This is a genomic window from Micromonospora sp. CNB394, from assembly GCF_000374985.1.
GTDB lineage: Bacteria > Actinomycetota > Actinomycetes > Mycobacteriales > Micromonosporaceae > Micromonospora > Micromonospora marina.
Genome location: NZ_KB895827.1, coordinates 278,230 through 303,801 on the forward strand (window position 1 = coordinate 278,230; position 25,572 = coordinate 303,801).

A 25,572-nucleotide genomic window follows, 5' to 3' on the forward strand; every position below is an offset into this window, starting at 1 on the left:
CGAAGAAGGAGTTGAGATGGCACGCGTCAAGCGGGCTGTGAACGCCCAGAAGAAGCGTCGTACCCTGCTGGAGACCGCGAGCGGCTACCGCGGTCAGCGCTCCCGGCTGTACCGCAAGGCCAAGGAGCAGGTGCTGCACTCGATGCAGTACTCCTACCGGGACCGTCGCGACCGCAAGGGCGACTTCCGGCAGCTCTGGATCCAGCGGATCAACGCCGGCGCCCGGGCCAACGGCCTGACCTACAACCGGCTGATCCAGGGCCTGCGCCTGGCCGGTATCGAGGTCGACCGGAAGATCCTGGCCGACATGGCCGTCAACGACGCCGCCGCGTTCGCGGCGATCGTCGAGCTGGCCCGCGCCGCCGTGGCGGCCGAGGGCACCGGTGGCGCCGCGGCTCAGGCCGCCTGACCCCACCCCGCACGGCAGATCGAGGCGTCTCCCATGCACTCACATTCGCAGGGGAGGCGCCTCGACGCCGATCCCGGACCGTTCACCCCGCGTACCCCGAGGATCGTGGCCGCCCGCCGGCTGCAGCGCCGCCGTGACCGCGACCAGGCCGGCCGGTTCCTGGCCGAGGGGCCGCAGGCGGTCCGGGAGGCGCTCGCCCGCGCCGGCACGGTGGTCGAGCTGTTCGGCACCCCGGCGGCACTCGACCGGTACGCCGACCTCGCCGCCGCGGCCGCCCGGGCCGACGTGCCGGTCTCCGAGGTGACGGACGCCGCGCTCGCCGCGCTCACCGAGACCGTCGCCCCGCAGGGGCTGGTTGCGGTGTGCCGGCACCTCGACGTACCCCTGGAACAGGCCGTGGCGCGCGGGCCGCGACTGGTGGCGGTGCTCGCCGGGATCCGCGACCCGGGTAACGCCGGCACCGTGCTGCGCACCGCCGACGCGGCGGGCGCGGGCGCTGTGGTCTTCGCCGGGGAGGCGGTCGACCCCTACAACGGCAAGTGCGTGCGGGCCTCCGCCGGCAGCCTCTTCCACGTCGACGTGGTGCGCGCCGCCGACCCGCTCGCCGCCGTCGAGGCGCTGCGGACCGCCGGCCTCACCGTCTTCGCCACCACCGGGTACGGCGACAGCGACCTGGACGACCTCGCCGACGCGGGCCGGCTGGCCGCCCCCACCGCGTGGCTGTTCGGCTCGGAGGCGCACGGCCTGCCCGAGGAGCTGACCGGCGCCGCCGACGCCCGGGTCCGGGTGCCGCTGCACGGGCGCGCGGAGAGCCTGAACCTGGCTGCGGCGGCGGCCGTCTGCCTGTATTCTTCTGCCAGAGCACTGCGTGCCTTCCGGGGCACGCGAGAGAATGCAGGGGAGTCCGCCTCGTCATGAACGCGCCACGGCGTTCGTTTAGCCAGCCCGCCGGTGTCGGCGGGCGGCGGGCCTGACCCTTCCCCCTGCACGACTCCCCACCGGCGGGCTGCGGCGAAGCCGCGCGTCCGTAGACTCGCCTAGCCACCCGCGAGGGTCGGCGCCGCCGTGAGGGAGTGCCCGTTCACCATGAGCTACCGCAACGATCCGTACGACCCGAAGCAGGTCGCCCTGCTCGACCCGGACGCCCTGGCCGGGGCCGTGGCAGACGCCGAGAAGGCGTTCGCCGGGGCCGCCGACCCGGACGCGCTCGCCGCGCTGCGCCCCGCGCACCTCGGTGACCGGTCCCCGGTGTCGCTGGCCCGCCGGGAGATCGGCGCGCTGCCGCCGGCAGCGAAGGCCGACGCCGGTAAGCGGGTCAACGAGTCCCGCCGGGCCATCGAGTCCGCGTACGCCGCCCGGCAGGAGATCCTGGACCGGGAACGGGCCGCGCGGGTGCTGGTCGAGGAGCGGGTCGACGTGACCCTGCCGTACGACCGCCGGCCGCGCGGCGCCCGCCACCCGCTGAGCGTGCTGATGGAGCAGATCAGCGACCTGTTCATCGGCATGGGCTACGAGGTGGCCGAGGGCCCCGAGGTCGAGCTGGAGTGGACCAACTTCGACGCGCTGAACATCCCGGCCGACCACCCGGCGCGCGGCCTGATGGACACGTTCCACATCGCACCCGAAGGATCGGGCCTCGTGCTGCGCACGCACACGTCGCCGGTGCAGGCGCGCACCATGCTCAGCCGCAAGCCGCCGATCTACGTGGTGGTGCCGGGCCGGGTCTACCGCACCGACGAGCTGGACGCCACCCACGCGCCGGTGTTCCATCAGGTCGAGGGCCTGGTGGTGGACAAGGGCATCACCATGGCGCACCTGCGCGGCACGCTCGACCACTTCGCCCGGGCGATGTTCGGCGAGGGCGCGAAGACACGCTGGCGGCCGCACTACTTCCCGTTCACCGAGCCGTCGGCGGAGTTCGACGTCTGGTTCCCGGAGCACCGGGACGGTCCGCAGTGGGTCGAGTGGGGCGGCTGCGGCATGGTCAACCCGCGGGTGCTGCGCGCCTGCGGCATCGACCCGGAGGTCTACTCCGGATTCGCGTTCGGCATGGGCATCGACCGGACCGTGATGGTCAGGCACGGCGTCAGTGACATGCGGGACATGGCCGAGGGCGACGTGCGGTTCACCCGCGCGTTCGGCGCCTGAGCTACGGGAACGGTGGTTTAACAGTCATGCGAGTCTCTGTCAGTTGGCTTCGGGAGTACGTCGACCTGCCGGCCGACCTGCCCACCGGCGACTTGGAGCAGGCGCTGGTCGACCTCGGCATCGAGGTGGAGTCCGTGGTGGACCTGCGCGAGTCGGTCACCGGCCCGCTGGTCGTCGGCGAGGTCCTGGAGATCGAGGAGCTGACCGGCTTCAAGAAGCCGATCCGCTTCTGCCGGGTGGACGTCGGCGCCGCGAACGGCACCGGCGAGCCGCAGGAGATCGTCTGCGGGGCGCGCAACTTCGCCGTGGGCGACAAGGTCGTGGTGATCCTCCCCGGGGGCGTGCTGCCCGGCGGCTTCGCCATCGGCGCGCGCAAGACGTACGGGCGCAACTCCCACGGCATGATCTGCTCGGCGCAGGAGCTGGGGCTGGGCGACGACCACTCGGGCATCGTCGTGCTGCCCGAGGACGTCAAGGCCCAGCCCGGCGACGACGCCCGGCCCGTCGTCGGCCTGGACGACGTCGTGGTCGAGATGGAGATCACCCCGGACCGGGGGTACGCGCTGAGCGTGCGGGGCATCGCCCGGGAGCTGTCGCACGCGCTCGGGGTGCCGTTCCGCGACCCGGCCGACGCGCCCGCGCCCGGCGCGACCGCCGAGCCGGCGTACCCGGTGGAGGTCCGCGACCCGGTCGGCTGCGACCGGTTCGCGGCGCGGATGGTGCGCGGCGTCGACCCGACCGTGGAGACGCCCGGGTGGATGCGGCAGCGCCTCACCGTGGCCGGGGTACGCAGCATCTCGCTCGCCGTCGACATCACCAACTACCTGATGCTCGAACTCGGTCAGCCGATGCACGCCTTCGACGCGGACCGGATCGCCGGGGCGCTCGTGGTGCGCCGCGCCGAGGCGGGGGAGAAGCTGACCACACTGGACGGGGTCAGCCGCACCCTGTCCGCCGAGGATCTGGTGATCTGCGACGACACGGGCCCGATCTCGCTGGCGGCGGTGATGGGCGGCGAGACGAGCGAGGTGCTCGCCTCCACCACGAACGTGCTGTTCGAGGCGGCCCACTGGGATCCGGCCACCGTCGGCCGTACCGCGCGGCGGCACAAGCTGTTCAGCGAGGCCGCGAAGCGGTGGGAGCGGGGCGTGGACCCGGCGCTGCCGCTCGTCGCGCTGGACAAGGCGGTCCGGCTGCTCACCGACCTCGCCGGCGGAACCACCGGCGAGGAGGTGCTGGACATCGACCACGTCGCGCCGCGTACGCCTGTGACGTTGCCGGTGGACCTGCCGTCGCTCCGGGTCGGCGTGACGTACTCACCGGACCGGGTGGTGGAGCTGCTGGAGCAGGTCGGCTGCACTGTGACGCGGGGCGCCGACCGGCTCGCCGAGGACCCGGGCACGGTGGGCACGGCCGCCGGGGTCGGCGCCGGCGACGTGCTGACCGTGACGCCGCCGAGCTGGCGGCCCGACCTGACCGACCCGGCCGACCTGGTGGAGGAGGTGGTACGCCTCGACGGTTACGACCGCGTGCCGTCGGTGCTGCCCACCGCGCCGCCCGGCCGGGGCCTGACCTGGCAGCAGCAGCGCCGCCGGGCGGTCGCCCGTTCCCTCGCCGAGCGCGGCTACGTCGAGGTGCTGGCGCAGCCGTTCGTCGCGCCGGAGCTGGTCGACCAGCTCGGCCTGCCCGCCGACGACCCGCGCCGTCCCGCGGTACGGCTGGCGAACCCGCTGTCGGAGGAGGAGCCGCTGCTGCGCACCACGCTGCTCGGCCCGCTGCTCGGCATCGTCAAGCGCAACGTCGGCCGGGGCCAGCGGGACGTGGCGATCTACGAGATCGGCACCGTCTTCCACCCGCGTCCCGGCGCCGGCGCCCCGCCCGCGATGGGCGTGGACCGACGGCCGACCGACGAGGAGTTCGCCGCCGCCGACGCGGTGGTGCCCGTCCAGCCCCGGCACGTCGCGGTGGCGCTCACCGGTGAGATCGAGCCGGCCGGCTGGTGGGGCGCGGGCCGCACGGCCGGCTGGGCCGACGCGGTCGAGGCGGGCCGGGCGGTGCTCGACGCCGCCGGGATCCCCGCCGACCGGGTGACGGTACGGGCCGGTGAGCGGGCGCCCTGGCACCCGGGCCGCTGCGCCGAACTGGTGGTGGACGACGTGGTCGTCGGTCACGCCGGTGAGCTGCACCCGGCCGTGCTGGCCGCGCTGGAGCTGCCCCGGCGTACCAGTGCGATGGAACTGGACCTGGACGCGCTGCCGGCCGCCCCGCTGGCGGCCGGCCCGACCATCTCCACGTTCCCGCCGGCCCTGATCGACGTGGCGCTGGTGGTGGACGAGTCGGTGCCGGCGGCCGAGGTGCGGGCCGCGCTGGTCGAGGGTGCGGGCGCGCTGCTGGAGGACGTCCGGTTGTTCGACGTCTACACCTCCGAGCAGCTCGGCGAGGGGCGCAAGTCGCTGGCGTACAAGCTGACGTTCCGCGCCCCGGACCGGACCCTCGCGGGCGAGGAGGCGGTGGCCGCGCGCGACGCGGCGGTGGCGGTGGCCGCCGAGCGCTTCGGCGCCACCCTGCGCGGCGCCTGAAAGAAGGGGCCCCCTCTTAACGCCTCAGGTAGAGGAGGGGGCCCCTCTTAACACCCGGCACGCGCGCGGGCGGCCGGGTGAACGCCGTCTCATGCCTATGCGATGCGCCGTATGACCTTGCGGCGACGTGGTCGCAACGGGTAACCTCCTCTGCATAGTCATGCGGAGGTGGGTATGGGCATTCGGGTTGCTGTTGCCGGGGCGAGTGGATACGCCGGGGGCGAACTGCTGCGCCTGCTCGCCGGTCACCCCGAGTTCGAGCTGATCGCCGCCACCGCGCACAGCCAGGCCGGTCAGCCCGTCGCCGCCGTACACCCGCACCTCGCCGGCCTGGACCTCGTCTTCGCCGCGACCGAGCCGGCGACCCTGGCCGACGCGGACCTGGTCTTCCTGGCCCTGCCGCACGGGCAGTCCGCGGCGCTCGCCGCGGCGCTGCCCGGCACGGTCAAGGTGGTCGACCTGGGCGCGGACCACCGGCTGCGCGACGCCGCCGCCTGGGCTCGCTACTACGGCGGGGAGCACGCCGGCGCCTGGACCTACGGGCTGCCCGAGCTGCCCGGCCGGCGGGCCGAGATCGCTGCCGCGTCGCGGGTCGCCAGCACCGGCTGCTACGCCGTGGCGACCACGCTCGCGCTGGCCCCGCTGATCGCCGCAGGCGCGGTACGTCCCGACGACGTGGTGGTGGTCGCCGCCTCCGGCACCTCCGGCGCGGGCCGGGCCGCCAAGGCCCACCTGCTCGGCAGCGAGGTGATGGGCGACCTGTCGCCCTACAAGGTGGGGGCGCACCAGCACGTACCGGAGATCAGGCAGGCCACCGGCGCGACCGGCCTGTCCTTCACCCCGGTGCTCGCGCCGATGCCACGGGGGATCCTGGCCACCGTCACCGCGGCGCCCACCGGCGACGCCGACCCGCGCGCGGTGCTGGCCGCCGCGTACGCCGACGCGCCGTTCGTGCACGTGCTGCCCGAGGGGGCGTGGCCGCACACCGCCGCCACCACCGGCTCGAACTCCTGCCACCTCCAGGCGACTGTGGACGCCGACTCGGGCCGGGTGATCGTGGTCAGCGCGATCGACAACCTGGGCAAGGGCGCGGCCGGCCAGGCGGTGCAGAACGCCAACCTGATGGTGGGTCTCCCGGAGACCACCGGTCTGTCCGTGTTTGGAGTGGCCCCGTGAGCGTCACCGTCCCCCGTGGGTTCCGCGCCGCAGGTGTAGCGGCCGGACTGAAGTCCTCCGGCGCCGCCGACGTCGCCCTCGTCATCAACGACGGTCCGGACGCCGGCGTCGCCGGTGTGTTCACCGCCAACCGGGTCAAGGCCGCGCCGGTGCTGTGGAGCCAGCAGGTCGTGCACGGCGGCGTCGTGCGCGCCGTGGTGCTCAACTCCGGCGGCGCGAACGCCTGCACCGGCCCGGCCGGCTTCCAGGACACCCACGCCACCGCCGAGCACACCGCCGCCGCGATCACCGCGGCGAACGCGCGGCTCATCGTCGGCGCGGGCGAGGTCGCGGTCTGCTCGACCGGCCTGATCGGCGAGCGGCTGCCGATGGACAAGCTGCTTCCCGGCGTACGCGAGGCGGTGCGCGGCCTGTCCCGCGACGGCGGCCCGGCGGCGGCCGAGGCGATCATGACCACCGACACCCGGCCCAAGACGACAGTGGCGCCTGGTACGGGCTGGAGCGTCGGCGGGATGGCCAAGGGCGCGGGCATGCTCGCCCCGGCCATGGCCACCATGCTCTGCGTGCTCACCACCGACGCGGTGGCCGGGCCGGACGCCTTGGACGCCGCGCTGCGCGCCGCCACCCGGATCACGTTCGACCGGGTCGACTCCGACGGCTGCATGTCGACGAACGACACGGTGCTGCTGCTCGCAAGCGGCGCCTCCGGCATCGAGCCGACCGCCGAGGAGTTGACCGCCGCGGTCACCGCCGCCTGCCACGACCTGGCCCGTCAGCTTTTGGCCGACGCGGAGGGCGCGACCAAGGAGGTCGCGATCGAGGTGGTCGGCGCGGCGAGCGAGGACGACGCGGTCGAGGTGGGCCGCACGGTGGCCCGCAACAACCTGGTGAAGACCGCGCTGTTCGGCAACGACCCGAACTGGGGCCGGATCCTCGCCGCGGTCGGCACCACCGCCGCCGTGTTCGAGCCGGACGGCGTGGACGTCGCGGTGAACGGCGTCTGGGTGTGCCGGGGCGGGGCCGCCGCCGAGGACCGCGCCAAGGTGGACCTCACCGGCCGCGGCGTCACGGTCCGGATCGACCTGCACGCCGGTGCCGACGCGGCCACCATCTGGACCAACGACCTGTCCCACGCGTACGTCCACGAGAACTCGGCCTACTCCACGTGAGCGCGAGGAACGCAGCGAAGCGGAGTCCCGCAGTCGCGCACGAAAGGCGGGCTCGGTGAGCGCGAGGAACGCAGCGAAGCGGAGTCCCGCAGTCGCGAACGAAAGGCGGGCTCAGCATGAACCTCTCCGCTGACCTCACCCGGGCCCAGGCCAAGGCCGCCACGCTGATCGAGGCGCTGCCCTGGCTGGCCCGTTTCTCCGGCGCCACGGTGGTGGTCAAGTACGGCGGCAACGCCATGGTCGACCCCGAACTCCAGCGGGCGTTCGCCGCCGACATGGTGTTCCTGCGCTACGCCGGGCTGAAGCCGGTGGTGGTGCACGGCGGCGGTCCGCAGATCTCCGCCATGCTCGGCCGCCTGGGCATCGCCAGCGAGTTCCGGGGTGGCCTGCGGGTCACCACCCCGGAGGCGATGGACGTGGTCCGGATGGTCCTGGTCGGTCAGGTCGGCCGGGAACTGGTCGGGCTGATCAACGCGCACGGCCCGTACGCGGTCGGCCTCTCCGGTGAGGACGCCGGGCTGTTCACCGCCGTGCGCCGCCCCGCGTACGTGGACGGGGAAGCGGTCGACGTGGGCCAGGTCGGTGACGTGGAGTCGGTGAACGTCTCGGCGGTCACCGACCTGATCGCTGCCGGCCGGATCCCGGTCATCTCGACTGTCGCGCCTGATGCCGACGGGGTGCTGCACAACCTCAACGCGGATACCGCCGCCGCCGCACTCGCGGTGGCGCTGGACGCCCGCAAGCTGGTCGTGCTGACCGACGTGCCCGGCCTGTACGCCGACTGGCCCGACACGTCCAGTCTGATCAGCGAGATCACCGCGGACGACCTGGCGAAGCTGCTGCCGTCCCTGGAGTCGGGCATGGTTCCGAAGATGGAGGCCTGCCTGCGGGCGGTGCGCGGGAAAGTGCCCGCCGCGCATGTCGTCGACGGCCGGGTCGCCCACTCCACGCTGCTTGAAGTGTTCACGTCGGAGGGCTTCGGAACCATGGTGGTCGAGTCATGAGCACGCTGGTGCAGCGGTGGAACGCCACCATGATGGACAACTACGGCACGCCGCCGCTGGCGCTCGTCTCCGGCTCCGGCGCCGTCGTGGTCGACGAGACCGGCCGGGAGTACGTCGACCTGCTCGGCGGCATCGCCGTCAACGCGCTCGGTCACGCCCACCCGGCGGTGGTGGCCGCCGTCAGCAGGCAGGTGGCGACGCTCGGGCACGTGTCGAACCTGTTCGTCGCCGAGCCGCCGGTGGCGCTGGCCGAGCTGCTGCTCGCGCTGGCCGGCCGCCCGGGCCGGGTGTTCTTCGCCAATTCCGGCGCGGAGGCCAACGAGGCCGCGTTCAAGCTGTCCCGGCTCACCGGCCGCCGGCACGTGGTCGCCACTCACGGCGGCTTCCACGGCCGGACCATGGGCGCGCTGGCGCTGACCGGGCAGCCGGCCAAGGCCGACCCGTTCCGCCCGCTGCCCGGCGACGTGACGCACGTGCCGTTCGGCGACGCCGAGGCGCTGGCCGCGGCGGTCACCGACGACACCGCCATGCTGATCGTCGAGCCGATCCAGGGCGAGAACGGCGTGGTCGTCGCGCCGCCCGGCTACCTGGCCGCGGCCCGGCGGGTCACCGCCGCGCACGGCGCGCTGCTGGTGCTCGACGAGGTGCAGACCGGCGTCGGCCGGACCGGCCACTGGTTCGCCCACCAGGCCGAGGGCGTCGAGCCGGACGTGATCACGCTCGCCAAGGGTCTCGGCGGCGGACTGCCGCTGGGCGCCTGCCTGGCCTTCGGTCGGGCCGCCGACCTGCTCACCCCGGGCTCGCACGGCACCACGTTCGGCGGCAACCCGGTCAGTTGCGCCGCCGCGCTCGCGGTCGTGTCCACGATCGCGCACGAGGGCCTGCTCGACCACGTCAAGCGCGTCGGCGAGCGGCTGCGGCGCGGCGTCGAGGCGCTCGGGCACCCGCTGGTCAGGGAGGTGCGCGGCGCCGGGTTGCTGCTCGGCATCGTGCTCGACCAGCCGGTCTCCGGTGCGGCCACGGCCGCGCTGCGCGAGGCGGGTTTCCTGGTCAACCCGGTGCAGCCGGACGTGGTCCGGCTGGCCCCGCCGCTGATCCTCACCGGGGCGCAGGCCGACGCGTTCCTCGCCGCCCTGCCGGCTGCGCTGTCCGCCGCCGCGCCGGCACCGTCCGCCACCGGCGCCGCCGCGCCCGCCGCCACGACCCCGACGGAGGCTCCCGCATGATCCGCCACTTCCTGCGCGACGACGACCTCACGCCCGCCGAGCAGGCCGCCGTGCTCGACCTCGCCGCCCGGATGAAGGCCGACCGGTACGCGCACCAGCCCCTGACCGGGCCGAAGTCGGTGGCGGTGCTGTTCGACAAGCAGAGCCTGCGCACCCGGATCTCGTTCGACGTGGGCATCGCCGAGTTGGGCGGGCATCCGCTCGTGGTGGACACCCAGGTCACCCACTTCGGCCGGGGCGAGACGCTGGCCGACGCGGGCCGGGTACTGTCCCGCTACGTCGCCGCGATCGTGCTGCGCACCCACGGCGACGACCGGATCGCCGAGGTGGCCGGACACGCCACGGTGCCGGTGGTCAACGCGCTCACCGACACGTACCACCCCTGCCAGCTCCTGGCCGACCTGCTCACCGTGCGGGAGCGCTTCGGCGGCACCGCCGGGCGGATCCTCACGTACGTGGGCGACGCGGCGAACAACATGGCCCACTCGTACCTGCTGGCCGGCGCGACCGGCGGGATGCACGTGCGGATCGCGGGCCCGGCCGGGTTCCAGCCGGACCCGGAGATCGTGGCCCGCGCCGAGAAGATCGCCGCCACCACCGGCGGATCGGTACGGGTGCTCACCGACCCGGCCGAGGCGGTACGCGGCGCGCACGTCGTCGCCACCGACACCTGGACGTCGATGGGGCAGGAGGCCGACGGGCTGGACCGGATCACCCCGTTCCTGCCGTACCAGATCAACGCCGCGCTGCTCGGCCACGCCGACGCCGACGTGATCGTGCTGCACTGCCTGCCCGCCCACCGGGGCGAGGAGATCACCGACGAGGCGCTCGACGGCCCGCACAGCGCGGTGTTCGACCAGGCGGAGAATCGGCTGCACGCCCAGAAGGCGCTGTTGACGTTTCTCCTGGAGGAATCCGCATGACCGCTCCGCTGACCCGCGCCGCGCGGCACGCCCGCATCGTCGAGCTGATCCGCGACACCCCCATCCACTCGCAGACCGAGCTGGCCGACCTGCTCGCCGGCGACGGCATCCAGGTCACCCAGGCCACCCTGTCGCGGGACCTGAAGGAACTGGGAGCGGTGACCGCGCGGAGCGGCGACGGGCGGGGCGTCTACCTGATCCCGGAGGACGGGCACCGGCCGCTGCGCGACGCCGAGGGCGCACCGGCCCGGCTGGTCCGGCTGCTGCGTGAACTGCTCAACGGCGTCGACTCCAGCGGCAACATCGCGGTGCTGCGCACCCCGCCGGGCGCGGCCCAGTACCTCGCCAGCGCGCTGGACCGGGCCGGCCTGACCGAGATCGTCGGCACCATCGCCGGCGACGACACCATCCTCGTCGTGGCCCGCGAGGCCGACGGCGGCGCCGCGCTGGGCGAGCGGCTCGCCGCCTGGGCCCGCCGCGACGACGCCGCCGAAGGGGGCACGTCGTGACCGAGCGGGTCGTGCTGGCGTACTCCGGGGGCCTGGACACCTCGGTCGCCATTCCCTACCTGGCCGAGCGGACCGGCGCGGAGGTGATCGCGGTCGCCGTCGACGTCGGTCAGGGCGGCGAGGACATGGACGTGATCCGGCAGCGCGCGCTCGACTGCGGCGCCGTCGAGTCCGAGGTGGTCGACGCCCGCGACGAGTTCGCCGCCGACTACTGCCTGCCCGCGATCCGGGCCAACGCCCTCTACATGGACCGCTACCCGCTGGTGTCGGCGCTGTCCCGGCCGCTGATCGTCAGGCACCTGGTCGCGGCGGCGCGCGCCCACGGCGGCACGATCGTGGCGCACGGCTGCACCGGCAAGGGCAACGACCAGGTCCGGTTCGAGGTCGGCCTGGGCGCGCTCGCGCCCGACCTGACGGTCGTCGCGCCGGCCCGGGACTTCGCCTGGACCCGGGACAAGGCGATCGCGTACGCGCAGGAGAAGGGGCTGCCGATCGACGTGTCGGCGGCGTCGCCGTACTCGATCGACCAGAACCTGTGGGGCCGGGCCGTGGAGACCGGCTTCCTGGAGGACATCTGGAACGCCCCGGTCGAGGACCTCTACGCGTACACCGGGGATCCGGCGTCGGAACGCGACCCGGACGACGTGGTGATCATGTTCGACGGCGGAGTCCCGGTCGCGATCGACGGCGAGACGGTCACGCCGTACGAGGCGATCCGGGAGCTGAACCGGCGCGCCGGTGCGCACGGCGTGGGCCGGCTCGACATGGTCGAGGACCGGCTGGTCGGCATCAAGAGCCGCGAGGTGTACGAGGCGCCCGGCGCGCTCGCCCTGGTCACCGCCCACCAGGAGCTGGAGGCGGTGACCGTCGAGCGGGACCTGGCCCGGTTCAAGCGCGGCGTCGACCAGCGCTGGGGCGAGTTGGTCTACGACGGGCTCTGGTTCTCGCCGCTGAAGCGGTCGCTGGACGCGTTCATCGACGACGCCCAGCGGCACGTGACCGGCGAGGTACGGCTGCGCCTGCACGGCGGCCGGGCGGTGGTCACCGGCCGGCGCTCCGAGGCGAGCCTCTACGACGTCGGCCTGGCCACCTACGACACCGGCGACACGTTCGACCAGTCGCTGGCGAAGGGATTCGTACAACTGTGGGGACTGCCCAGCACGATGGCCGCGCGACGGGACGCCCGGATGGGAGGGGCCTGATGGGGGGCACCACAATGGGTGGGGTGGACGACAAGAGCCTGACCGAGAACAGCGCCGCCGCCAACCGGACGAGCCTCTGGGGCGGCCGGTTCGCCGGCGGTCCCGCCGAGGCGCTCGCGCGGCTGTCGGTGAGCGTCCAGTTCGACTGGCGCCTCGCCCCGTACGACATCGCCGGTTCCCGGGCGCACGCCCGGGTCCTCGCCGGCGCCGGCCTGCTCGACCCGGACGAGCTGGGCCGGATGCTGGCGGCGCTGGACGACCTGGAGGCGGCGTGCGCCTCCGGCGCGTTCCGGCCGACCGTCGACGACGAGGACGTGCACACCGCACTGGAGCGTGGCCTGCTGGAACGGCTCGGCAGCCTCGGCGGCAAGCTGCGTGCCGGCCGGTCCCGCAATGACCAGGTCGCCACCGACCTGCGGCTCTACCTGCGCGACCACGCCCGCGGTGTGGCGGCCCGGCTGGTCGAGCTGGCCGAGGCCCTCGTGGAGCAGGCGGAGCGGCACGTGGACACCGCCGCGCCGGGCATGACGCACCTGCAGCACGCCCAGCCGGTGACGTTCGGGCACTGGCTGCTGGCCCACGTGCAGCCGCTGCTGCGCGACCTGGAGCGGATGCGCGACTGGGACGAGCGGACCGCGATCAGCCCGCTCGGCGCGGGCGCGCTGGCCGGCTCGGGGTTGCCGCTGGACCCGGTGGCGGTCGCCAAGGAGCTGGGTTTCCGCACCTCGTTCGCCAACTCGATGGACGCGGTGGCGGACCGCGACTTCGTGGCCGAGTTCCTGTTCGTCACCGCCATGATCGGTGTGCACCTGTCCCGCCTCGGCGAGGAGGTGGTGCTCTGGACGTCGCAGGAGTTCGGCTGGGTCGAGCTGGACGACGCCTTCGCCACCGGCTCGTCGATCATGCCGCAGAAGAAGAACGCGGACATCGCCGAGCTGGCCCGGGGCAAGTCCGGCCGCCTGGTCGGCGGCCTGATGAGCGTGCTCACCATGCTCAAGGGCCTGCCCATGACGTACGACCGGGACATGCAGGAGGACAAGGAGCCGGCGTTCGACGCGGTCGACACGCTGGAGCTGCTGCTGCCCGCGCTGGCCGGGATGATCTCCACGATGACGGTCCGGGTGGACCGGCTGGTCGCGAGCGCCCCGTCGGGCTTCTCGCTGGCCACCGAGGTCGCGGACTGGCTGGTCCGGCGCAACGTGCCGTTCCGGGACGCACACGAGATCACCGGCAAGCTGGTGGCGCTCTGCGCGGCCCGCGACTGCGCGCTGGACGAGGTGTCCGACGCCGACCTGGCCGCGGTGAGCGAGCATCTGGACTCGTCTGTGCGCGACGTGCTGTCGGTGCGCTCGGCGCTGGCCGCCCGCATCACGCCCGGTTCCACCGGCCCCGGCCCGGTCGCCGACCAGCTCGCCGCCGCGGCGGACAAGCTGACCGGCTGGCGGGAGTGGGCCGCCGAGCGGGTCGTACCCCGCTGACCTGCGCGGCTGGTCCGGGGCAGGGCTCGCCCCGTCCCGGACCAGCCCCACGCCGGGCGCCCGGCGCGGCGCCCCGCGCCGAGATCTTGGTACGAAATGGCCCCCATAGGGGCGCTAAGCTTCCAAGATCTACAGCTGTCCTGCCTTGTGGAATGCGGATCCTGCCTTGCGGGACCTCGGGCTGCGGTCTCGGACTTCGGACTCCGCCGCTCGGTGCACCGTCCGATCCAGCGCTGTTCAGTGCTCCGTCCGGTTCTCCGGTCAGCCGGTGGGGCGCTCGCGTTTCGGGAGCTTGGCCACCACCGCGTCGTACGAACCGTCGACCGCCTCGATCAGCTCGTCGTCCGGGATGCCGCCGGAGAGCCGCAGGGTGTTCCAGCCCGACCGGCCGATGTAGGGGGAGGGGCGTGCGTCGGCCGGGAACCGGTGCAGCCACTCGTCGGCCACCTCCCGGGACGCCCCGCACTTCACCCCGAGCCGGGCCTCACCGTCGGGGGAGCCGAGGAACGCGAAGATGCGGCTGCCCACCTTCACCACCTTGTCGCCCTCCCACGGCCGGTCGAGCCAGGCTCCCGGCTTGGCCAGGCAGTAGGCCAGCATCTCCTCGCGCGTCATCGCGTCCTCCCGTGCCGTCGTCCGGCACAGTCTCGCCCGCCGCTGTGACAGCCCGCGCCGTCGATCAGTCGCCGGTGCCGGTGCGGACGGTGAGCCGCTCGTAGCGCTGCCGGGCCGCCTGGGCGCTGCCCAGCCCCAGCCCGAAGGCGATCGCCTGCCAGGTCATGCCCCGCCCGCGGGCCACCTGCAAGAGGCCGGCCTCCAGCACGTCCACCTCGGCCCGCACGTGCGGGATCAGCGTCAGCGCGGCCATCAGGTCGGCCTGGTCGACGGGCTCCTCGCCCTCGTCCAGCTCGGCGCCCCCGGCCAGCGCCATCACCAGCGTGGCCGCCTCGTACGCGTCGGGCACGTCCGGGTGGGCGTAGCGCCGGCGGCGGGAGTTCGTGCCGGCGTGCCGCTCGGCGATCCGCAGCAGCGCCGCGTAGTTGCGGTGCGCCCGGGCCTGGGCAGCATCCGGAGCGGTGAACGGGTCGTTGTCCACGGTGACCATGCCGTCCATCCCACACCCAAGAATGACCTGTTGTCAACACCCTGTTGAAAGTCATTCGTGCACAACGCCGTGCCTCCGGGCGTGGTGAGAAGACGGCGCGTCATGCACGACAGACGCGCCGCAGGGTGTTCCGGGTTGCCCGGAACGGCCGACTCAGGCCGGTGAGTTCCGCACCGGGGCGGCCGGGGCGGGCCGGCGGCGCGGCGTGTGCCGCCGGTAGACGCTGACGCTGGGCTCGTCCGCCAGCCAGAACCGCCACGGCAGGTCGTGCGCGGCGGCGACCCCGACGCGTGGCCCGGTGACGATGCGCGCCGGGTCGACGGGGCTCGCCGGTGGCGTCAGCAGCAGCGGGCCGCTGCCGTCGATCGCCGAGGTGCCGTTCGCCTCCCGCCCGAGGCCGAGCGCGGTGACCAGCCGGGCCGGCCCGCGGGCCAGCTCCCGGTCGGAGGCGCGCGGCCGGCGCTCGCGGGCGGTCTCGACGCCGTCGACCACCTCGCCCGCGCGCAGCAGTACCGCCGCCGCCTCGCCGTCGCGACCGCAGACGATGTTCGCGCACCAGTGCATCCCGAACACGAAGTACACGTAGACGTGCCCGGCGGGCCCGAACATGACCCTGTTGCGCGGCGTCGGCCCGCGATGGGCGTGCGACGCCGCGTCCTCGCCGGTGCCCGCGTACGCCTCGACCTCGGTGAGCCGGACGGTGACGCCGCCGGCCGACACGGTCCAGCCGAGCAGCGTCCGCGCGGTCTCGGCGACCTGCGCGGCGGGCGCGGAGAGCCAGGGGTACGTCATCGCGGCAAGGGTAGTCGGTGGGTGGCGCGTGAGCCGGGCCACGACGGGGCGGGCGGCCGCCGGAATAGTTGACTCGTCAAACATGTTGTGCGGGCGATGCCGTCCGAGCGTGAGCGGATCAAGGCCATGACCGCCATCGCGCTCAAGGCCGAAGAGGTCGGCCTCGACGTCTTCGCCACCGGCGAGCACCACAACCCGCCCTTCGTACCGTCGTCGCCGACCACCATGCTCGGCTGGATCGCCGCGCGCACCGAACGGCTGCTGCTGTCGACAGCTACCACGCTGATCACCACCAACGACCCGGTGAAGATCGCCGAGGACTACGCGATGCTCCAGCACCTGGCCGACGGCCGGGCGGACCTGATGATGGGCCGCGGAAACACCGGCCCGGTCTACCCCTGGTTCGGGCAGGACATCCGCAACGGCATCCCGCTGGCCATCGAGAACTACGACCTGCTGCACCGGCTGTGGCGCGAGGACGTGGTCGACTGGAAGGGCCGGTTCCGCACGCCGCTGCAGTCGTTCACCTCGACCCCGCGCCCGCTCGACGGCGTACCGCCGTTCGTCTGGTACGGCTCGATCCGCAGCCCGGAGATCGCCGAGCAGGCCGCGTACTACGGCGACGGGTTCTTCGCCAACCACATCTTCTGGCCCAAGGAGCACACCCAGCGGATGGTGGGCCTCTACCGCCAGCGGTACGCGCACTACGGCCACGGCTCGCCGGACCAGGCCATCGTCGGCCTCGGCGGGCAGGTGTTCAATGCGCCGCAACTCGCAGGACGCGGTACGCGAGTTCCGCCCCTACTTCGACAACGCCCCGGTCTACGGGCACGGCCCGTCGCTGGAGGAGTTCACCCGCGAGACGCCGCTGACCGTGGGCAGCCCGCAGCAGGTCGTCGACCGCACGCTGAGCTTCCGCGACTACGTCGGCGACTACCAGCGGCAGCTGTTCCTGATCGACCACGCCGGACTGCCGCTGAAGACGGTGCTGGAGCAGCTCGACCTGCTGGGCGAGGAGGTGGTGCCGGTGCTGCGCAAGGAGTTCGACTCGATGCGTCGCGCGCACGTGCCCGCCGCCCCCACCCACGCGAGCCTGCTGGCCGCCCGCGACGCCGCACCGGCCGCCGGGGAGCAGCGATGACCAGCCGTACCCTGGCGGTGGTCTCGGCCGGGCTCGGCCAGCCGTCGTCCACCCGCCTGCTCGCCGACCAGCTCGCCGCGGCCGACCCGTTCGCGCTCACCACCGACTTCGCCGAGCTGCTCGCCGGCCGCGACCCGTCCTGACACCGGCGGCTCGGCGGACCGGACCCTGCCAGCCGCGCCGCGCGTCAGTCGTCGGCCGGCTCGGGCCGGTGGGCCACGAGCACCGGGCAGTGGGAGTGCTGCACCAGCGCCTGGCTGACCGAGCCGAGCAGCAGCCCGGCGAAGCCACCCCGGCCCCGGGAACCGACCACCACGAGCGACGCCTCGCCGCTGGCCTCCACGAGCGCGTTCTCCGGGGACGCGGCGGTCAGCGGCCGCTCCGTCACCCGCAGGCCCGGGTGCGCCGCCCGGACCCGGTCGGCCGCCTCGGCCAGCAGTCCCGCGGCCTCGGCCTGACCGGCGGTGGCCGCCTCCGCCGCGACCTGCGGCGCCACCGCGCCGTGTTCCGGCGACCGGACGTGCGCGAGCACCAGCTCCGCGTCGCGACGCTCGGCCTCGTCCGCCGCCAGCTCGATCGCGTACGCGGCCGAGTCGGAGCCGTCCACGCCCACCAGGACCGGGCCGTCCACCGGGATCGGCTGCTCCTCCGGGCGGACGATGAGCACCGGGCAGTGCCCGTGTTGTGCCAGCTGCCCGCTGACCGAGCCGAGCATCAGCCCGGCGAAGCCGCCCACACCCCGGCTGCCCACCACGACCAGCTCGGCGCGGCGGGACTCCTCGACCACCGCGGCGCCCGGGCCGCCGGCTACCTGTCGTACCTGCACCCGCAGCCCGGGGTGCCGCTCGGCCAGGTCGGCGGCGACCGACTCCAGCATCCTCTCCGACTCCGCTGTGGGCGCCGGCACGCCCAGGTCGTACGGGTTGAGCGGCACGCCGTAGCCGAGCGGGTGCAGGTATCCGTGCACCAGCAGCAGGGGCCGGGAACGGGCGACGGCGGTCGCCGCGGCCAGGTCGGCGGCGGCCAGGCTGGACGGTGATCCGTCCACTCCCGCCACGACGGGTCGGTTCATCTGGTGCTTTCCCTCCGGTCGGCTCAGGCCATTGTGGCGGCACCGGCCCCGCCCGGACCGGCGAACCGGCTCGGTCGGTCCGGTCGCCCCGGTGCCGGACGACGGCCAGCGGGCTGTGACAGTGGTGCAGCACGCCGTGGCTGACCGAGCCGAGCAGCAGCGCACCGAGGCTACCGCGCCTGTGCGCGCCGACCACCGTCAGCTGCGCCCCGACGGACCCCTCGACCAGCACCCGGGCCGTCGGCACGGGCCTCGCCCACCGCCTCTTCGAACAGCTTCTCGGCTTCCTGGCGCAGGTCGACGTCGGGCAGCACCGGGGCGACCAAGCCCAGCGGCGTGCCGACCAGCGGCCACAGGAACGCGTTCACCACCCGCAGCGGTGTCGGGGGGTGCCCGTATCGTTCCGGCCGTGACGAACGAGGTGCTGCTCCGCCCGGTGCGCGACGACGACCTGCCCGCCTTCTTCGCCCACGAGCAGGATCCGCAGGCGAACTGGATGGCCGCGTTCGGCCCGACGGACCCGTCCGACCGGGCCGCGTTCGACGCGCACTGGGCGCGCATCCGCGCCGACCCGCGCATCGTCAACCGGGCCGTCACCGTCGACGGCGAGGTGGTCGGCCGGGTCGCCGCGTTCCCGGTCGGCGAGCAGACCGAGGTCAGCTACTGGATCGACGCGGCGCGCTGGGGGCGCGGCCATGCCACCGCGGCGCTGCGCGCGCTGCTGCGCGAGGTGCCGCACCGGCCGCTGCGCGCCCGCGCCGCCAAGGACAACGCCGCCTCGCTCGCGGTGCTGCGCAAGTGCGGCTTCGTCGTGGTCGGCGAGGACTCCGGGTACGCCCCGGCACGCCGAAGCGAGGTCGAGGAGTACGTGCTGGAGCTGCCCGCCGAGGGGCCTGACCAGGCAGACCGCTAGTCTCCCCGGGTGAACTGGCTGGAAATCGTCGGCTGGGCCGGCTCCGCGCTGCTGGTCTGGTCCCTGCTGCAGACGCGGATCCTGCGGCTGCGCGCGCTCAACCTGGTCGGCTGCCTCATCCTGATCGGCTACAACACCGCCGTGCAGGTCTGGCCGATGGTGGGGCTGAACGTGGTCCTCGCCGTGATCAACGTGTGGTATCTGCGCAAGCTGCTGGCCACCCGGCACGACGAGCAGACCTACCAGGTGGTCGAGGTGGGCACCGGCGACGCGTTCCTGGCGCACACGCTGCGGGTGCACGCCGCCGACATCGTCCGGTTCAACCCGGGGTTCCACTGGGATCCGGCCGCCGCCGACCGCTCGGCGTTCCTGGTGGTACGCGCCGACGAGGTGGTCGGCGTGATGCTCTCGCACGCCGAACCGGGCGGCGTGGCCCAGGTCGACCTGGACTACGTGACCCCGCCGTTCCGCGACTTCACCCCGGGGGAGTTCGTCTACCGCCGCAGCCGGCTGTTCACCGACCGGGGCTTCCGCCGGGTGGTCAGCCCGCCCGGCATGATCGCCCCCTACTACCACCGGCTCGGGTTCCGGCCCGAGGGCGGCGCGTACGTCCTCGACCTGCCGGTTCCCGCCACGCGGGGGTGAACCGGGCGTCCGCCTGTCGACGCCCAGTGATTGCACAGGATTCAGGCGCGGACCGGCGGGGCAACAGAGGGCCACGCCGACCGGATCTGCCGGCCGGCGGGTCGGCCATCGGCCGACCCGGATCGGGTCGAGGGAGATAACCGGTCGTGCAGAGCTACTGGAGCCAGCTTGCCCTGGTCGGTGTGCTGGTGATCCTCAACGCGGTGTTCGCCGGCAGCGAGATGGCCCTGGTCTCCCTGCGGGACAGCCAGGTGCAGCGGCTGGAGCGCAGCAGCCGGGGCGGACGGACCCTCGCCCGCCTCGCGAAGGACCCGAACCGGTTCCTGGCCACGATCCAGATCGGCATCACACTCGCCGGGTTCCTCGCCTCGGCCGCCGCCGCGGTGTCCCTGGCCCGGCCGCTGGTCCCGCTGCTGGGCGTCTTCGGCAACGCCGCCGAGACCGTCGCCATCGTCGCGGTCACGCTGGTGCTCACGTTCGTCACGCTCGTCTTCGGTGAGCTGGCCCCGAAGCGGATCGCCATGCAGTCGGCCGAGCGGTGGGCGTTGCTGGTGGCCCGCCCGCTGGACGTGCTGTCCAGCATCACCCGGCCCGCCGTCTGGCTGCTGGGCGCCACCACCGACCTGGTGGTACGCCTGTTCGGCTTGGACCCGAAGGCCGAACCGGACGAGATCGGCCCGGACGAGCTGCGCGACATCGTGGCCGGCAACCACGGCTTCACCAAGGAACAGCGCACGATCATCGCCGGTGCGGTGGAGATCGCCGACCGGCAGTTGCGCGCGGTGCTCGTACCCCGGTTGCAGGTCTTCACGCTCGACAGCGGCACCACCGCGGAGGCCGCGCGGCTCGTCCTGGCGGCGACCGGCCACTCGCGGGCGCCGGTGGTCCGCCACGGCGGCCTGGACGAGGCGGTGGGCGTCATCCACCTGCGGGACCTGGTCGGGGTCTCCGACGACCGGCCGGTCGACGAGATCGCCCGCCCGCCGATGCTGCTGCCCGACTCGCTGCCGGTGGTCGACGCGCTGCGCCAGTTCAAGGCCGAACGCCAGCACATCGCGCTCGTGGTCGACGAGCGCGGCGCGGTCGACGGGATCGTGACGCTGGAGGACATCCTGGAGGAGATCGTCGGCGAGATCTACGACGAGACCGACCGGGACCTGCGCGCCGTGCGCACCGAGGCCGACGGCACACTGGTGCTGCCCGGCACGTTCCCGGTGCACGACCTGACCGACCTCGGCGTGGAGCTGCCGAACCGGCCGGCGGGCGACTACACCACTGTCGCCGGGCTGGTGCTGATCTGCCTCGGGCACATCCCGACGGTGGCGGGGGAGCAGGTCACGGTGGACGGCTGGGAGCTGTCGGTGGCCGGCGTCGACCAGCGGGCGATCACCGAGGTGCGCGTCCGCCGGCGCGGCCGCCACGACGGCTCCCCGGACGACGACACCACCGACGACGCCACCGACCCGGCCGACGCCCCCGAACTCGACGAGGCACGCCGCTGACCGGCGCCCGCCGGTCGCTCAGCGGCGCCCGGCTCAGCGGCGCCCGGCTCAGCGGCGCCCGGCTCAGCGGCGCCCGGCTCAGCGGCGCCCGGCCGGGGGGCCGAACGGGAAACCGGGCACCGGCGGGAGCAGCTGCACCGCGTCGGCGGGCAGCTGGCGGGTGCTCCGCCCGACCAGCCGGGCGATCACCCGCAGCAGCCACGGCCCGGAGGGATGCAGCTCGGGACCGATCAGCCGGCTGATCACCCGGGTCCACCAGTGCCCGGCGACGATCACGTCGGTGATCCGCAGCCGGTCCGGCGGCCACCCGCCGCGCACCACCACGTCCACCACCCGGCCCAGCCGCCGCCCGTGCAGGTCGTACGCGGTGCGGCCGAGCAGCTCACCCGCTCGCACGGCCGGACCCCGGGATCCGCTCGATCAGGTGCCGGCGAAGCCACGCCTCCACCGGCGACGGCGGAAGGTCCGCCGCCGGGCAGCGCAGCCGCACCGCGCTGTCCACCCGGGCCACCTGGGACAGCGGGACGCGTAACGGCGGCACCGAAGGGTCGTCGGTGAACCGGTCCGCCACCGCCACCAGCAGCCGCCCGACCCGCCCGCCGATCCGTTCCCCGAGCGCGCCCTGCCCGGTGAGCAGGCAGTCCACGTACGGGAAACCCTCGTCGTCGACAGCGAAAGCGATGTCGTCTACGCGCCCCACGAGCAGCCCGTCCACGTCGACGATCTGCCGGTCGAGCAGCCGCTCGGCGAGCTGAACCCTCATCGCCCCATCCCCGTCATGACCGCCAGTGGGATCGCCGCCACCGAGGCCGCGACGATGAGCACCAGGAACACCGCGCCGAGCAGGTTCGTCCACCGCCCGTTGACCCGGTCGCCGAGATAACCGCGGTCGTTGGCGACCACCAGGATCGGCAGGTACGTCAGCGGCAGCACCACCGCGCTCAGCACCAGCATGTACTCGGTAAGCCGCACCGGGTCCACAGTCGTCATCAGCATCACCACACCGAGCAGCAGGCCGACGAGCAGCACGCTGTGGAACCGGGCCGCCTCCCGGGGACGGACCCGCTTGCCCCACTGCCACCCGAAGTACTGCGCCGCCGCGTACGCCGCCGACAGCCCGGTCTCCAGTGCCGCGCCGAACGTCACCGCGAAGAACGCCAGCACCGCGGCGGCCAGGCCGGCGCCACCGAGCGCCGTGGCCACCGGCCGCGCCACCTCGTCCAGCGTGCTCAGCGACGCCCCGGACGGGTGATAGGCCACCGTCGCCACGGCGATCAGCGACAACGCCAGGAACCCGCCCACCGGAAAACCGACCAGCACGTTCGAACGGGCCCGCGCCAGGTCCGCCGCGCTCCACCGTTCCTCCACGCCGCCGGAGGAGAAGAAGAACACCTCGTACGGGCTCACAGTCGAGGCGAACAGCGCCACCGCCACGAACCAGTACAGCGGCCAGCCGTGCCCGGACGCGCCGACCTGCCACACGCCCTGCCCGAGTGCCGGCCAGTCGGTCGGCAGCGCCACCAGCGCGACCGCGAACACCAGCAGCGCCAGCCCGGCCAGGCCGAAGATCCGCTCCATCAGTTCGAACCGCAGCCGCCACAGCACCAGCCACACGGCCAGCGCCGCGAGCGGCACCCAGAACAGGTGGCTCAGCCGGGTCGCCAGTTGCAGCGCCAGCGCCACCCCACCCAGCTCCGCGGCGAGCGTGACCACCGTGACCAGCCACGACGCGACCAGGTTGAGCAGCGCGACCCGCGGCCCGAGCCGCTCCCGGACCAGGTCGAACACCGCCCGTCCGCTCACCGCCGCGATCCGGCCGGCCATCTCCGCGTACGCGCAGATGCCGACCACCCCGACCAGCAGCACCCAGGTGTGGGCCATGCCGAACAGCGCGCCCGCCTGGCTGGCCGCCACCACGTCGCCGATGTCGACGAACCCGCCGACCGCCGACAGCACGCCGAGCGTGGCGGCGAACAGCTTCCTCACGTCGGGCCGGGAGCGGACGTCCTCACCGAGGCGACGATATCGGGGTCAGTTCCCCTTTTCGGGCTGAATCGGCCAGCCCGCGGAGGTCAGGCGGTGGTGAGGTTCTGCAGCCGAACCTGACCCCGGGCCACCAGCCGGCCGTCGGCGTCGGTGATCTCCACGAGCCAGAGCTGCTGGCTGCGGCCCCGGTGCACGGGCGTGCCGACAGCGGTCAGCTCCCCGTCACGCACCGCGCGCAGGAAGTCGGTCTGGTTCGACACCCCGACGACGGTGCCCTTGTCGCCCAGCCAGAGCGCGCCGCCGATGCTCGCCGCCGTCTCCACCACCGAGCAGTAGACGCCGCCGTGCTGGATCCCGTACGGCTGGTGCAGCTCCGGGCGGACCTTCCAGCGGATCACCACCCGGTCCCCGCTGACCTCGTCGAACGTCAGGCCCAGCAGGGCCACGAAGCCACCGGTCAAGTTCGGCATGTCCACCGCGGTTCCTCCTCGCGTTCGACGGGCGCCGCCAGCCTAGTCGCCGCCACGTGGGCAAACCCGGTACGGGCCAGGGGCGGGGATGGGGGACAATCGGTGACCGTGACCGACAGCAACCTCCCGCAGGGGCGGGACTCCCTGACCGACGACCTGCTGTGGCGGGGCCTGATCCAGGACTCGACCGGCCTCGACGAACTGCGCGAGCTGCTCGACGGCGGGAGCACCACCTTCTACGTGGGCTTCGACCCCACCGCGCCGAGCCTGCACATCGGCAACCTGATGCAGGTCGTCATGGCCCGCCGGCTCCAGCAGGCCGGGCATCGGCCGCTGCTGCTGGTCGGTGGCGCCACCGGGCAGATCGGCGACCCGAAGGAGAGCGCGGAGCGGACGCTGAACCCGCCCGAGGTGATCGCCGGCTGGGTGGAGCGCATCCGCGAGCAGCTCTCGCCGTTCGTCACGTACTCCGGGGAGAACGCGGCGCAACTCGTCAACAACCTGGACTGGACCGGCGAGATGTCGGTGGTCGAGTTCCTCCGGGACGTCGGCAAGCACTTCCCGGTGAACAAGATGCTCGCCCGCGAGGTGGTCAAGGCGCGGCTGGAGACGGGCATCAGCTACACCGAGTTCAGCTACCAGCTCCTGCAGGCGAACGACTACTTCGAGCTGCACCGCCGGCACGGCTGTCGGCTCCAGTACGGCGGCTCCGACCAGTGGGGCAACATCACCGCCGGGGTGGACTACATCCGGCGGCGCGGCGCCGGGCCGGTCGAGGCGTTCACCACGCCGCTGGTGACCAAGGCCGACGGCACGAAGTTCGGCAAGAGCGAGACCGGCACGGTCTGGCTCGACCCGCAGATGACCAGCCCGTACGCGTTCTACCAGTTCTGGGTCAACGCCGACGACCGGGACGTCAGCCGGTACCTGCGGTACTTCAGCTTCCGCTCCCGCGAGGAGCTGGAGGAACTGGAGAAGGCCACCGCGGAACGCCCGCAGGCTCGCCTGGCCCAGCGGGCGCTGGCCGAGGAGCTGACGACGCTCGTGCACGGCGAGCGGGAGATGGCGCAGGCGGTCGCCGCGAGCCAGGCGCTGTTCGGGCGCGGCTCGCTCGACGAGCTGGCTCCGGAGACGCTGCGCGCCGCGCTGACCGAGGCCGGCCTGGTGCACCTCGACGAGCTGCCGGACGTGGCCGGTCTGCTCAAGGAGTCGGGCCTGGTGCCGAGCATGAAGGAGGCCCGGCGGGTGATCGCCGAGGGCGGTGCGTACGTCAACAACACCCGGATCTCCGCTGTGGACGCCACGGTGTCCGCGGACGACCTGCTGCACGGCCGGTACCTCGTGCTGCGCCGGGGAAAGCGTTCGTTCGCCGGCGTCGAACTGCGCGGATAGCCGCCTGTCGACTGTGTGACGCGGGACGCGCCCAGCGGATTTGACGATCACTCCGCTGGGCGCGTAACTTTCTCTCTGCCAGCGCGGAACGGACGAAACAGGGCGAAAGACCTGAAGGCCGGAGCGCAGGACCTGAGAGCCGGGTGGTGCCCCGGATCCGCTGGGAGGCGGATTTGGCGAGGCGGAACCGACCGGGTAAGGTCGTTGGCCGGTAGGGATACGGACGAGCCAGCGGGAAACCGCGGGCGGCCGGCCTGCCGAATTCCTCGGAACGACCGGCGGAAGCCGGTCGAATCGGGGTGCCCGGTAAAGGGTGATGCACGACAAACCGGGAAACACCGGTTTGACACGGCAGAAACCACCGGGTAACGTAGTAAAAGTGCCCGGCGCGAGAGCGGCGGGTGAGCGGACGAAATGCCCCGGTCGGGGTTCCACGGTGTGGGGCTTGCGGTTGGTGTGTGGTTGTTCTTTGAGAACTCAACAGGGTGCTTGTAAAGCCAGTGCCAATTGTTTTATACCCCGGACTGGTGGCTGTTCTTTGGAATGGTTGCTGGTTGGGATTCCTTTGGCAACACTTTTGTTGTCAGGTTGATTGCTGTTCGACAAGTTTTTGTTGGAGAGTTTGATCCTGGCTCAGGACGAACGCTGGCGGCGTGCTTAACACATGCAAGTCGAGCGGAAAGGCCCTTCGGGGTACTCGAGCGGCGAACGGGTGAGTAACACGTGAGTAA

The 25,572-nt window shown here is 73.3% G+C and carries 25 protein-coding genes, 1 rRNA gene and 4 pseudogenes; 20 read left to right on the top strand and 10 right to left on the bottom strand.

Annotation, left to right across the window (positions count from 1 at the left end; genetic code table 11):
• Nucleotides 1–16 precede the first annotated feature (16 nt).
• The 12 genes from rplT to argH all read left to right on the top strand — a co-directional run bounded on the left by rplT (nucleotide 17) and on the right by argH (nucleotide 13,823).
• The gene (gene rplT, locus C569_RS0107130) at nucleotides 17–409 is read left to right on the top strand and encodes a 50S ribosomal protein L20 (protein WP_013285541.1); all 393 of its coding nucleotides are present in this window, start codon (nucleotides 17–19) and stop codon (nucleotides 407–409) included.
• A 33-nt stretch (nucleotides 410–442) separates the two neighbouring features.
• Nucleotides 443–1,327: an RNA methyltransferase gene (locus C569_RS0107135; RefSeq protein WP_026267806.1), complete on the top strand. Its 885-nt coding sequence runs from the start codon at nucleotides 443–445 to the stop codon at nucleotides 1,325–1,327.
• Nucleotides 1,328–1,495: 168 nt separating this feature from the next.
• Nucleotides 1,496–2,557: a phenylalanine--tRNA ligase subunit alpha gene (gene pheS / locus C569_RS0107140; RefSeq protein ID WP_018785106.1), complete on the top strand. Its 1,062-nt coding sequence runs from the start codon at nucleotides 1,496–1,498 to the stop codon at nucleotides 2,555–2,557.
• Nucleotides 2,558–2,583: 26 nt separating this feature from the next.
• Complete coding sequence (pheT, locus tag C569_RS0107145) at nucleotides 2,584–5,136, top strand: phenylalanine--tRNA ligase subunit beta (RefSeq protein WP_018785107.1); 2,553 nt, start codon at nucleotides 2,584–2,586, stop codon at nucleotides 5,134–5,136.
• 174 nt (nucleotides 5,137–5,310) lie between these two features.
• Nucleotides 5,311–6,312, top strand: coding sequence for an N-acetyl-gamma-glutamyl-phosphate reductase (gene argC, locus C569_RS0107150; RefSeq protein ID WP_018785108.1), 1,002 nt, complete (start codon nucleotides 5,311–5,313; stop codon nucleotides 6,310–6,312).
• The gene (gene argJ / locus C569_RS0107155) at nucleotides 6,309–7,481 is read left to right on the top strand and encodes a bifunctional glutamate N-acetyltransferase/amino-acid acetyltransferase ArgJ (RefSeq protein ID WP_018785109.1); all 1,173 of its coding nucleotides are present in this window, start codon (nucleotides 6,309–6,311) and stop codon (nucleotides 7,479–7,481) included. Before argC ends, argJ begins: the two co-directional genes overlap by 4 nt.
• 116 nt (nucleotides 7,482–7,597) lie before the next feature.
• A complete protein-coding gene (gene argB, locus C569_RS0107160; protein WP_018785110.1) occupies nucleotides 7,598–8,485 on the top strand; it encodes an acetylglutamate kinase in 888 nt (295 codons plus the stop codon).
• Nucleotides 8,482–9,711, top strand: a complete 1,230-nt coding sequence (locus C569_RS0107165; RefSeq protein ID WP_018785111.1) for an acetylornithine transaminase — start codon at nucleotides 8,482–8,484, stop codon at nucleotides 9,709–9,711. The genes argB and C569_RS0107165 overlap by 4 nt, the downstream gene beginning before the upstream one ends.
• Nucleotides 9,708–10,634: an ornithine carbamoyltransferase gene (argF, locus tag C569_RS0107170; protein ID WP_018785112.1), complete on the top strand. Its 927-nt coding sequence runs from the start codon at nucleotides 9,708–9,710 to the stop codon at nucleotides 10,632–10,634. Before C569_RS0107165 ends, argF begins: the two co-directional genes overlap by 4 nt.
• Nucleotides 10,631–11,143 (top strand): arginine repressor, encoded by a 513-nt coding sequence (locus C569_RS0107175; RefSeq protein ID WP_018785113.1) that lies wholly within the window; start codon nucleotides 10,631–10,633, stop codon nucleotides 11,141–11,143. The genes argF and C569_RS0107175 overlap by 4 nt, the downstream gene beginning before the upstream one ends.
• Nucleotides 11,140–12,345 (top strand): argininosuccinate synthase, encoded by a 1,206-nt coding sequence (locus C569_RS0107180; RefSeq protein ID WP_018785114.1) that lies wholly within the window; start codon nucleotides 11,140–11,142, stop codon nucleotides 12,343–12,345. Before C569_RS0107175 ends, C569_RS0107180 begins: the two co-directional genes overlap by 4 nt.
• A 14-nt stretch (nucleotides 12,346–12,359) precedes the next feature.
• Entirely contained in the window at nucleotides 12,360–13,823 is a 1,464-nt protein-coding gene (gene argH, locus C569_RS0107185) for an argininosuccinate lyase (protein ID WP_026267807.1), read from the top strand.
• A 261-nt stretch (nucleotides 13,824–14,084) separates the two neighbouring features.
• Here the strand turns inward: argH and C569_RS0107190 are convergent, their stop codons facing one another.
• From C569_RS0107190 to C569_RS0107200, 3 genes are all read right to left on the bottom strand, one after another.
• Nucleotides 14,085–14,438: an MmcQ/YjbR family DNA-binding protein gene (locus tag C569_RS0107190; protein WP_018785116.1), complete on the bottom strand. Its 354-nt coding sequence runs from the start codon at nucleotides 14,436–14,438 to the stop codon at nucleotides 14,085–14,087.
• Nucleotides 14,439–14,502: 64 nt separating this feature from the next.
• Nucleotides 14,503–14,928, bottom strand: a complete 426-nt coding sequence (locus tag C569_RS0107195; RefSeq protein ID WP_036345302.1) for a hypothetical protein — start codon at nucleotides 14,926–14,928, stop codon at nucleotides 14,503–14,505.
• A 153-nt stretch (nucleotides 14,929–15,081) separates the two neighbouring features.
• Nucleotides 15,082–15,720 carry a DNA-3-methyladenine glycosylase gene (locus C569_RS0107200; protein ID WP_018785118.1) on the bottom strand — a complete coding sequence of 213 codons (639 nt, stop codon included), beginning with the start codon at nucleotides 15,718–15,720 and terminating at the stop codon, nucleotides 15,082–15,084.
• Between the two features lie 96 nt (nucleotides 15,721–15,816).
• Here C569_RS0107200 and C569_RS29900 point away from each other — a divergent pair.
• Nucleotides 15,817–16,861 (top strand): annotated as a pseudogene (locus tag C569_RS29900) (LLM class flavin-dependent oxidoreductase).
• Nucleotides 16,858–16,944 (top strand): annotated as a pseudogene (locus tag C569_RS33620) (NADPH-dependent FMN reductase); the annotation flags it as partial. The pseudogenes C569_RS29900 and C569_RS33620, both read left to right, overlap by 4 nt.
• Nucleotides 16,945–17,048: 104 nt before the next feature.
• Here the strand turns inward: C569_RS33620 and C569_RS0107215 are convergent.
• From C569_RS0107215 to C569_RS34990, 3 genes and pseudogenes are all read right to left on the bottom strand, one after another.
• Entirely contained in the window at nucleotides 17,049–17,933 is an 885-nt protein-coding gene (locus C569_RS0107215; RefSeq protein ID WP_018785121.1) for a universal stress protein, read from the bottom strand.
• A gap of 91 nt (nucleotides 17,934–18,024) precedes the next feature.
• Nucleotides 18,025–18,171: pseudogene (locus C569_RS34985) on the bottom strand (universal stress protein); the annotation flags it as partial.
• Nucleotides 18,104–18,304 (bottom strand): hypothetical protein, encoded by a 201-nt coding sequence (locus C569_RS34990; protein ID WP_018785122.1) that lies wholly within the window; start codon nucleotides 18,302–18,304, stop codon nucleotides 18,104–18,106. The gene C569_RS34990 and the pseudogene C569_RS34985, both read right to left, overlap by 68 nt.
• 38 nt (nucleotides 18,305–18,342) lie before the next feature.
• Between C569_RS34990 and C569_RS0107225 the strand changes: the two genes are divergently transcribed.
• The 4 genes and pseudogenes from C569_RS0107225 to C569_RS34995 all read left to right on the top strand — a co-directional run.
• Entirely contained in the window at nucleotides 18,343–18,846 is a 504-nt protein-coding gene (locus tag C569_RS0107225) for a GNAT family N-acetyltransferase (protein WP_018785123.1), read from the top strand.
• Nucleotides 18,847–18,855: 9 nt separating this feature from the next.
• A complete protein-coding gene (locus C569_RS0107230; protein WP_018785124.1) occupies nucleotides 18,856–19,491 on the top strand; it encodes a hypothetical protein in 636 nt (211 codons plus the stop codon).
• 146 nt (nucleotides 19,492–19,637) lie between these two features.
• Nucleotides 19,638–20,993 (top strand): hemolysin family protein, encoded by a 1,356-nt coding sequence (locus tag C569_RS0107235; protein ID WP_018785125.1) that lies wholly within the window; start codon nucleotides 19,638–19,640, stop codon nucleotides 20,991–20,993.
• Nucleotides 20,990–21,049, top strand: a pseudogene (locus C569_RS34995) (hypothetical protein); the annotation flags it as partial. The gene C569_RS0107235 and the pseudogene C569_RS34995, both read left to right, overlap by 4 nt.
• 22 nt (nucleotides 21,050–21,071) lie before the next feature.
• Here the strand turns inward: C569_RS34995 and C569_RS34125 are convergent.
• The 4 genes from C569_RS34125 to C569_RS0107255 all read right to left on the bottom strand — a co-directional run bounded on the left by C569_RS34125 (nucleotide 21,072) and on the right by C569_RS0107255 (nucleotide 23,449).
• Nucleotides 21,072–21,389, bottom strand: a complete 318-nt coding sequence (locus C569_RS34125) for a hypothetical protein (protein ID WP_018785126.1) — start codon at nucleotides 21,387–21,389, stop codon at nucleotides 21,072–21,074.
• Nucleotides 21,376–21,756, bottom strand: coding sequence for a hypothetical protein (locus C569_RS0107245; protein WP_018785127.1), 381 nt, complete (start codon nucleotides 21,754–21,756; stop codon nucleotides 21,376–21,378). Before C569_RS0107245 ends, C569_RS34125 begins: the two co-directional genes overlap by 14 nt.
• The gene (locus tag C569_RS0107250) at nucleotides 21,753–22,979 is read right to left on the bottom strand and encodes an NRAMP family divalent metal transporter (protein ID WP_018785128.1); all 1,227 of its coding nucleotides are present in this window, start codon (nucleotides 22,977–22,979) and stop codon (nucleotides 21,753–21,755) included. Before C569_RS0107250 ends, C569_RS0107245 begins: the two co-directional genes overlap by 4 nt.
• An 86-nt stretch (nucleotides 22,980–23,065) precedes the next feature.
• Nucleotides 23,066–23,449 carry a PaaI family thioesterase gene (locus C569_RS0107255; RefSeq protein ID WP_196806692.1) on the bottom strand — a complete coding sequence of 128 codons (384 nt, stop codon included), beginning with the start codon at nucleotides 23,447–23,449 and terminating at the stop codon, nucleotides 23,066–23,068.
• Nucleotides 23,450–23,557: 108 nt separating this feature from the next.
• Between C569_RS0107255 and tyrS the strand changes: the two genes are divergently transcribed.
• Together tyrS and C569_RS0107265 are read left to right on the top strand one after the other, a co-directional pair.
• The gene (tyrS, locus tag C569_RS0107260; RefSeq protein WP_026267809.1) at nucleotides 23,558–24,841 is read left to right on the top strand and encodes a tyrosine--tRNA ligase; all 1,284 of its coding nucleotides are present in this window, start codon (nucleotides 23,558–23,560) and stop codon (nucleotides 24,839–24,841) included.
• Between the two features lie 610 nt (nucleotides 24,842–25,451).
• Nucleotides 25,452–25,572, top strand: a 16S ribosomal RNA gene (locus tag C569_RS0107265); the annotation flags it as partial.

Excerpts from the sequence above, each read along its gene's own strand:
- rplT (WP_013285541.1), top strand. The coding sequence starts at position 17 with ATGGCACGCGTCAAGCGGGCTGTGAACGCCCAGAAGAAGCGTCGTACC.
- C569_RS0107135 (WP_026267806.1), top strand. The coding sequence starts at position 443 with ATGCACTCACATTCGCAGGGGAGGCGCCTCGACGCCGATCCCGGACCG.
- pheS (WP_018785106.1), top strand. The coding sequence starts at position 1,496 with ATGAGCTACCGCAACGATCCGTACGACCCGAAGCAGGTCGCCCTGCTC.
- pheT (WP_018785107.1), top strand. The coding sequence starts at position 2,584 with ATGCGAGTCTCTGTCAGTTGGCTTCGGGAGTACGTCGACCTGCCGGCC.
- argC (WP_018785108.1), top strand. The coding sequence starts at position 5,311 with ATGGGCATTCGGGTTGCTGTTGCCGGGGCGAGTGGATACGCCGGGGGC.
- argB (WP_018785110.1), top strand. The coding sequence starts at position 7,598 with ATGAACCTCTCCGCTGACCTCACCCGGGCCCAGGCCAAGGCCGCCACG.
- C569_RS0107165 (WP_018785111.1), top strand. The coding sequence starts at position 8,482 with ATGAGCACGCTGGTGCAGCGGTGGAACGCCACCATGATGGACAACTAC.
- argF (WP_018785112.1), top strand. The coding sequence starts at position 9,708 with ATGATCCGCCACTTCCTGCGCGACGACGACCTCACGCCCGCCGAGCAG.
- C569_RS0107175 (WP_018785113.1), top strand. The coding sequence starts at position 10,631 with ATGACCGCTCCGCTGACCCGCGCCGCGCGGCACGCCCGCATCGTCGAG.
- argH (WP_026267807.1), top strand. The coding sequence starts at position 12,360 with ATGGGTGGGGTGGACGACAAGAGCCTGACCGAGAACAGCGCCGCCGCC.
- C569_RS0107190 (WP_018785116.1), bottom strand. The coding sequence starts at position 14,438 with ATGACGCGCGAGGAGATGCTGGCCTACTGCCTGGCCAAGCCGGGAGCC.
- C569_RS0107195 (WP_036345302.1), bottom strand. The coding sequence starts at position 14,928 with ATGGTCACCGTGGACAACGACCCGTTCACCGCTCCGGATGCTGCCCAG.
- C569_RS0107200 (WP_018785118.1), bottom strand. The coding sequence starts at position 15,720 with ATGACGTACCCCTGGCTCTCCGCGCCCGCCGCGCAGGTCGCCGAGACC.
- C569_RS0107215 (WP_018785121.1), bottom strand. The coding sequence starts at position 17,933 with ATGAACCGACCCGTCGTGGCGGGAGTGGACGGATCACCGTCCAGCCTG.
- C569_RS0107245 (WP_018785127.1), bottom strand. The coding sequence starts at position 21,756 with ATGAGGGTTCAGCTCGCCGAGCGGCTGCTCGACCGGCAGATCGTCGAC.
- C569_RS0107255 (WP_196806692.1), bottom strand. The coding sequence starts at position 23,449 with ATGCCGAACTTGACCGGTGGCTTCGTGGCCCTGCTGGGCCTGACGTTC.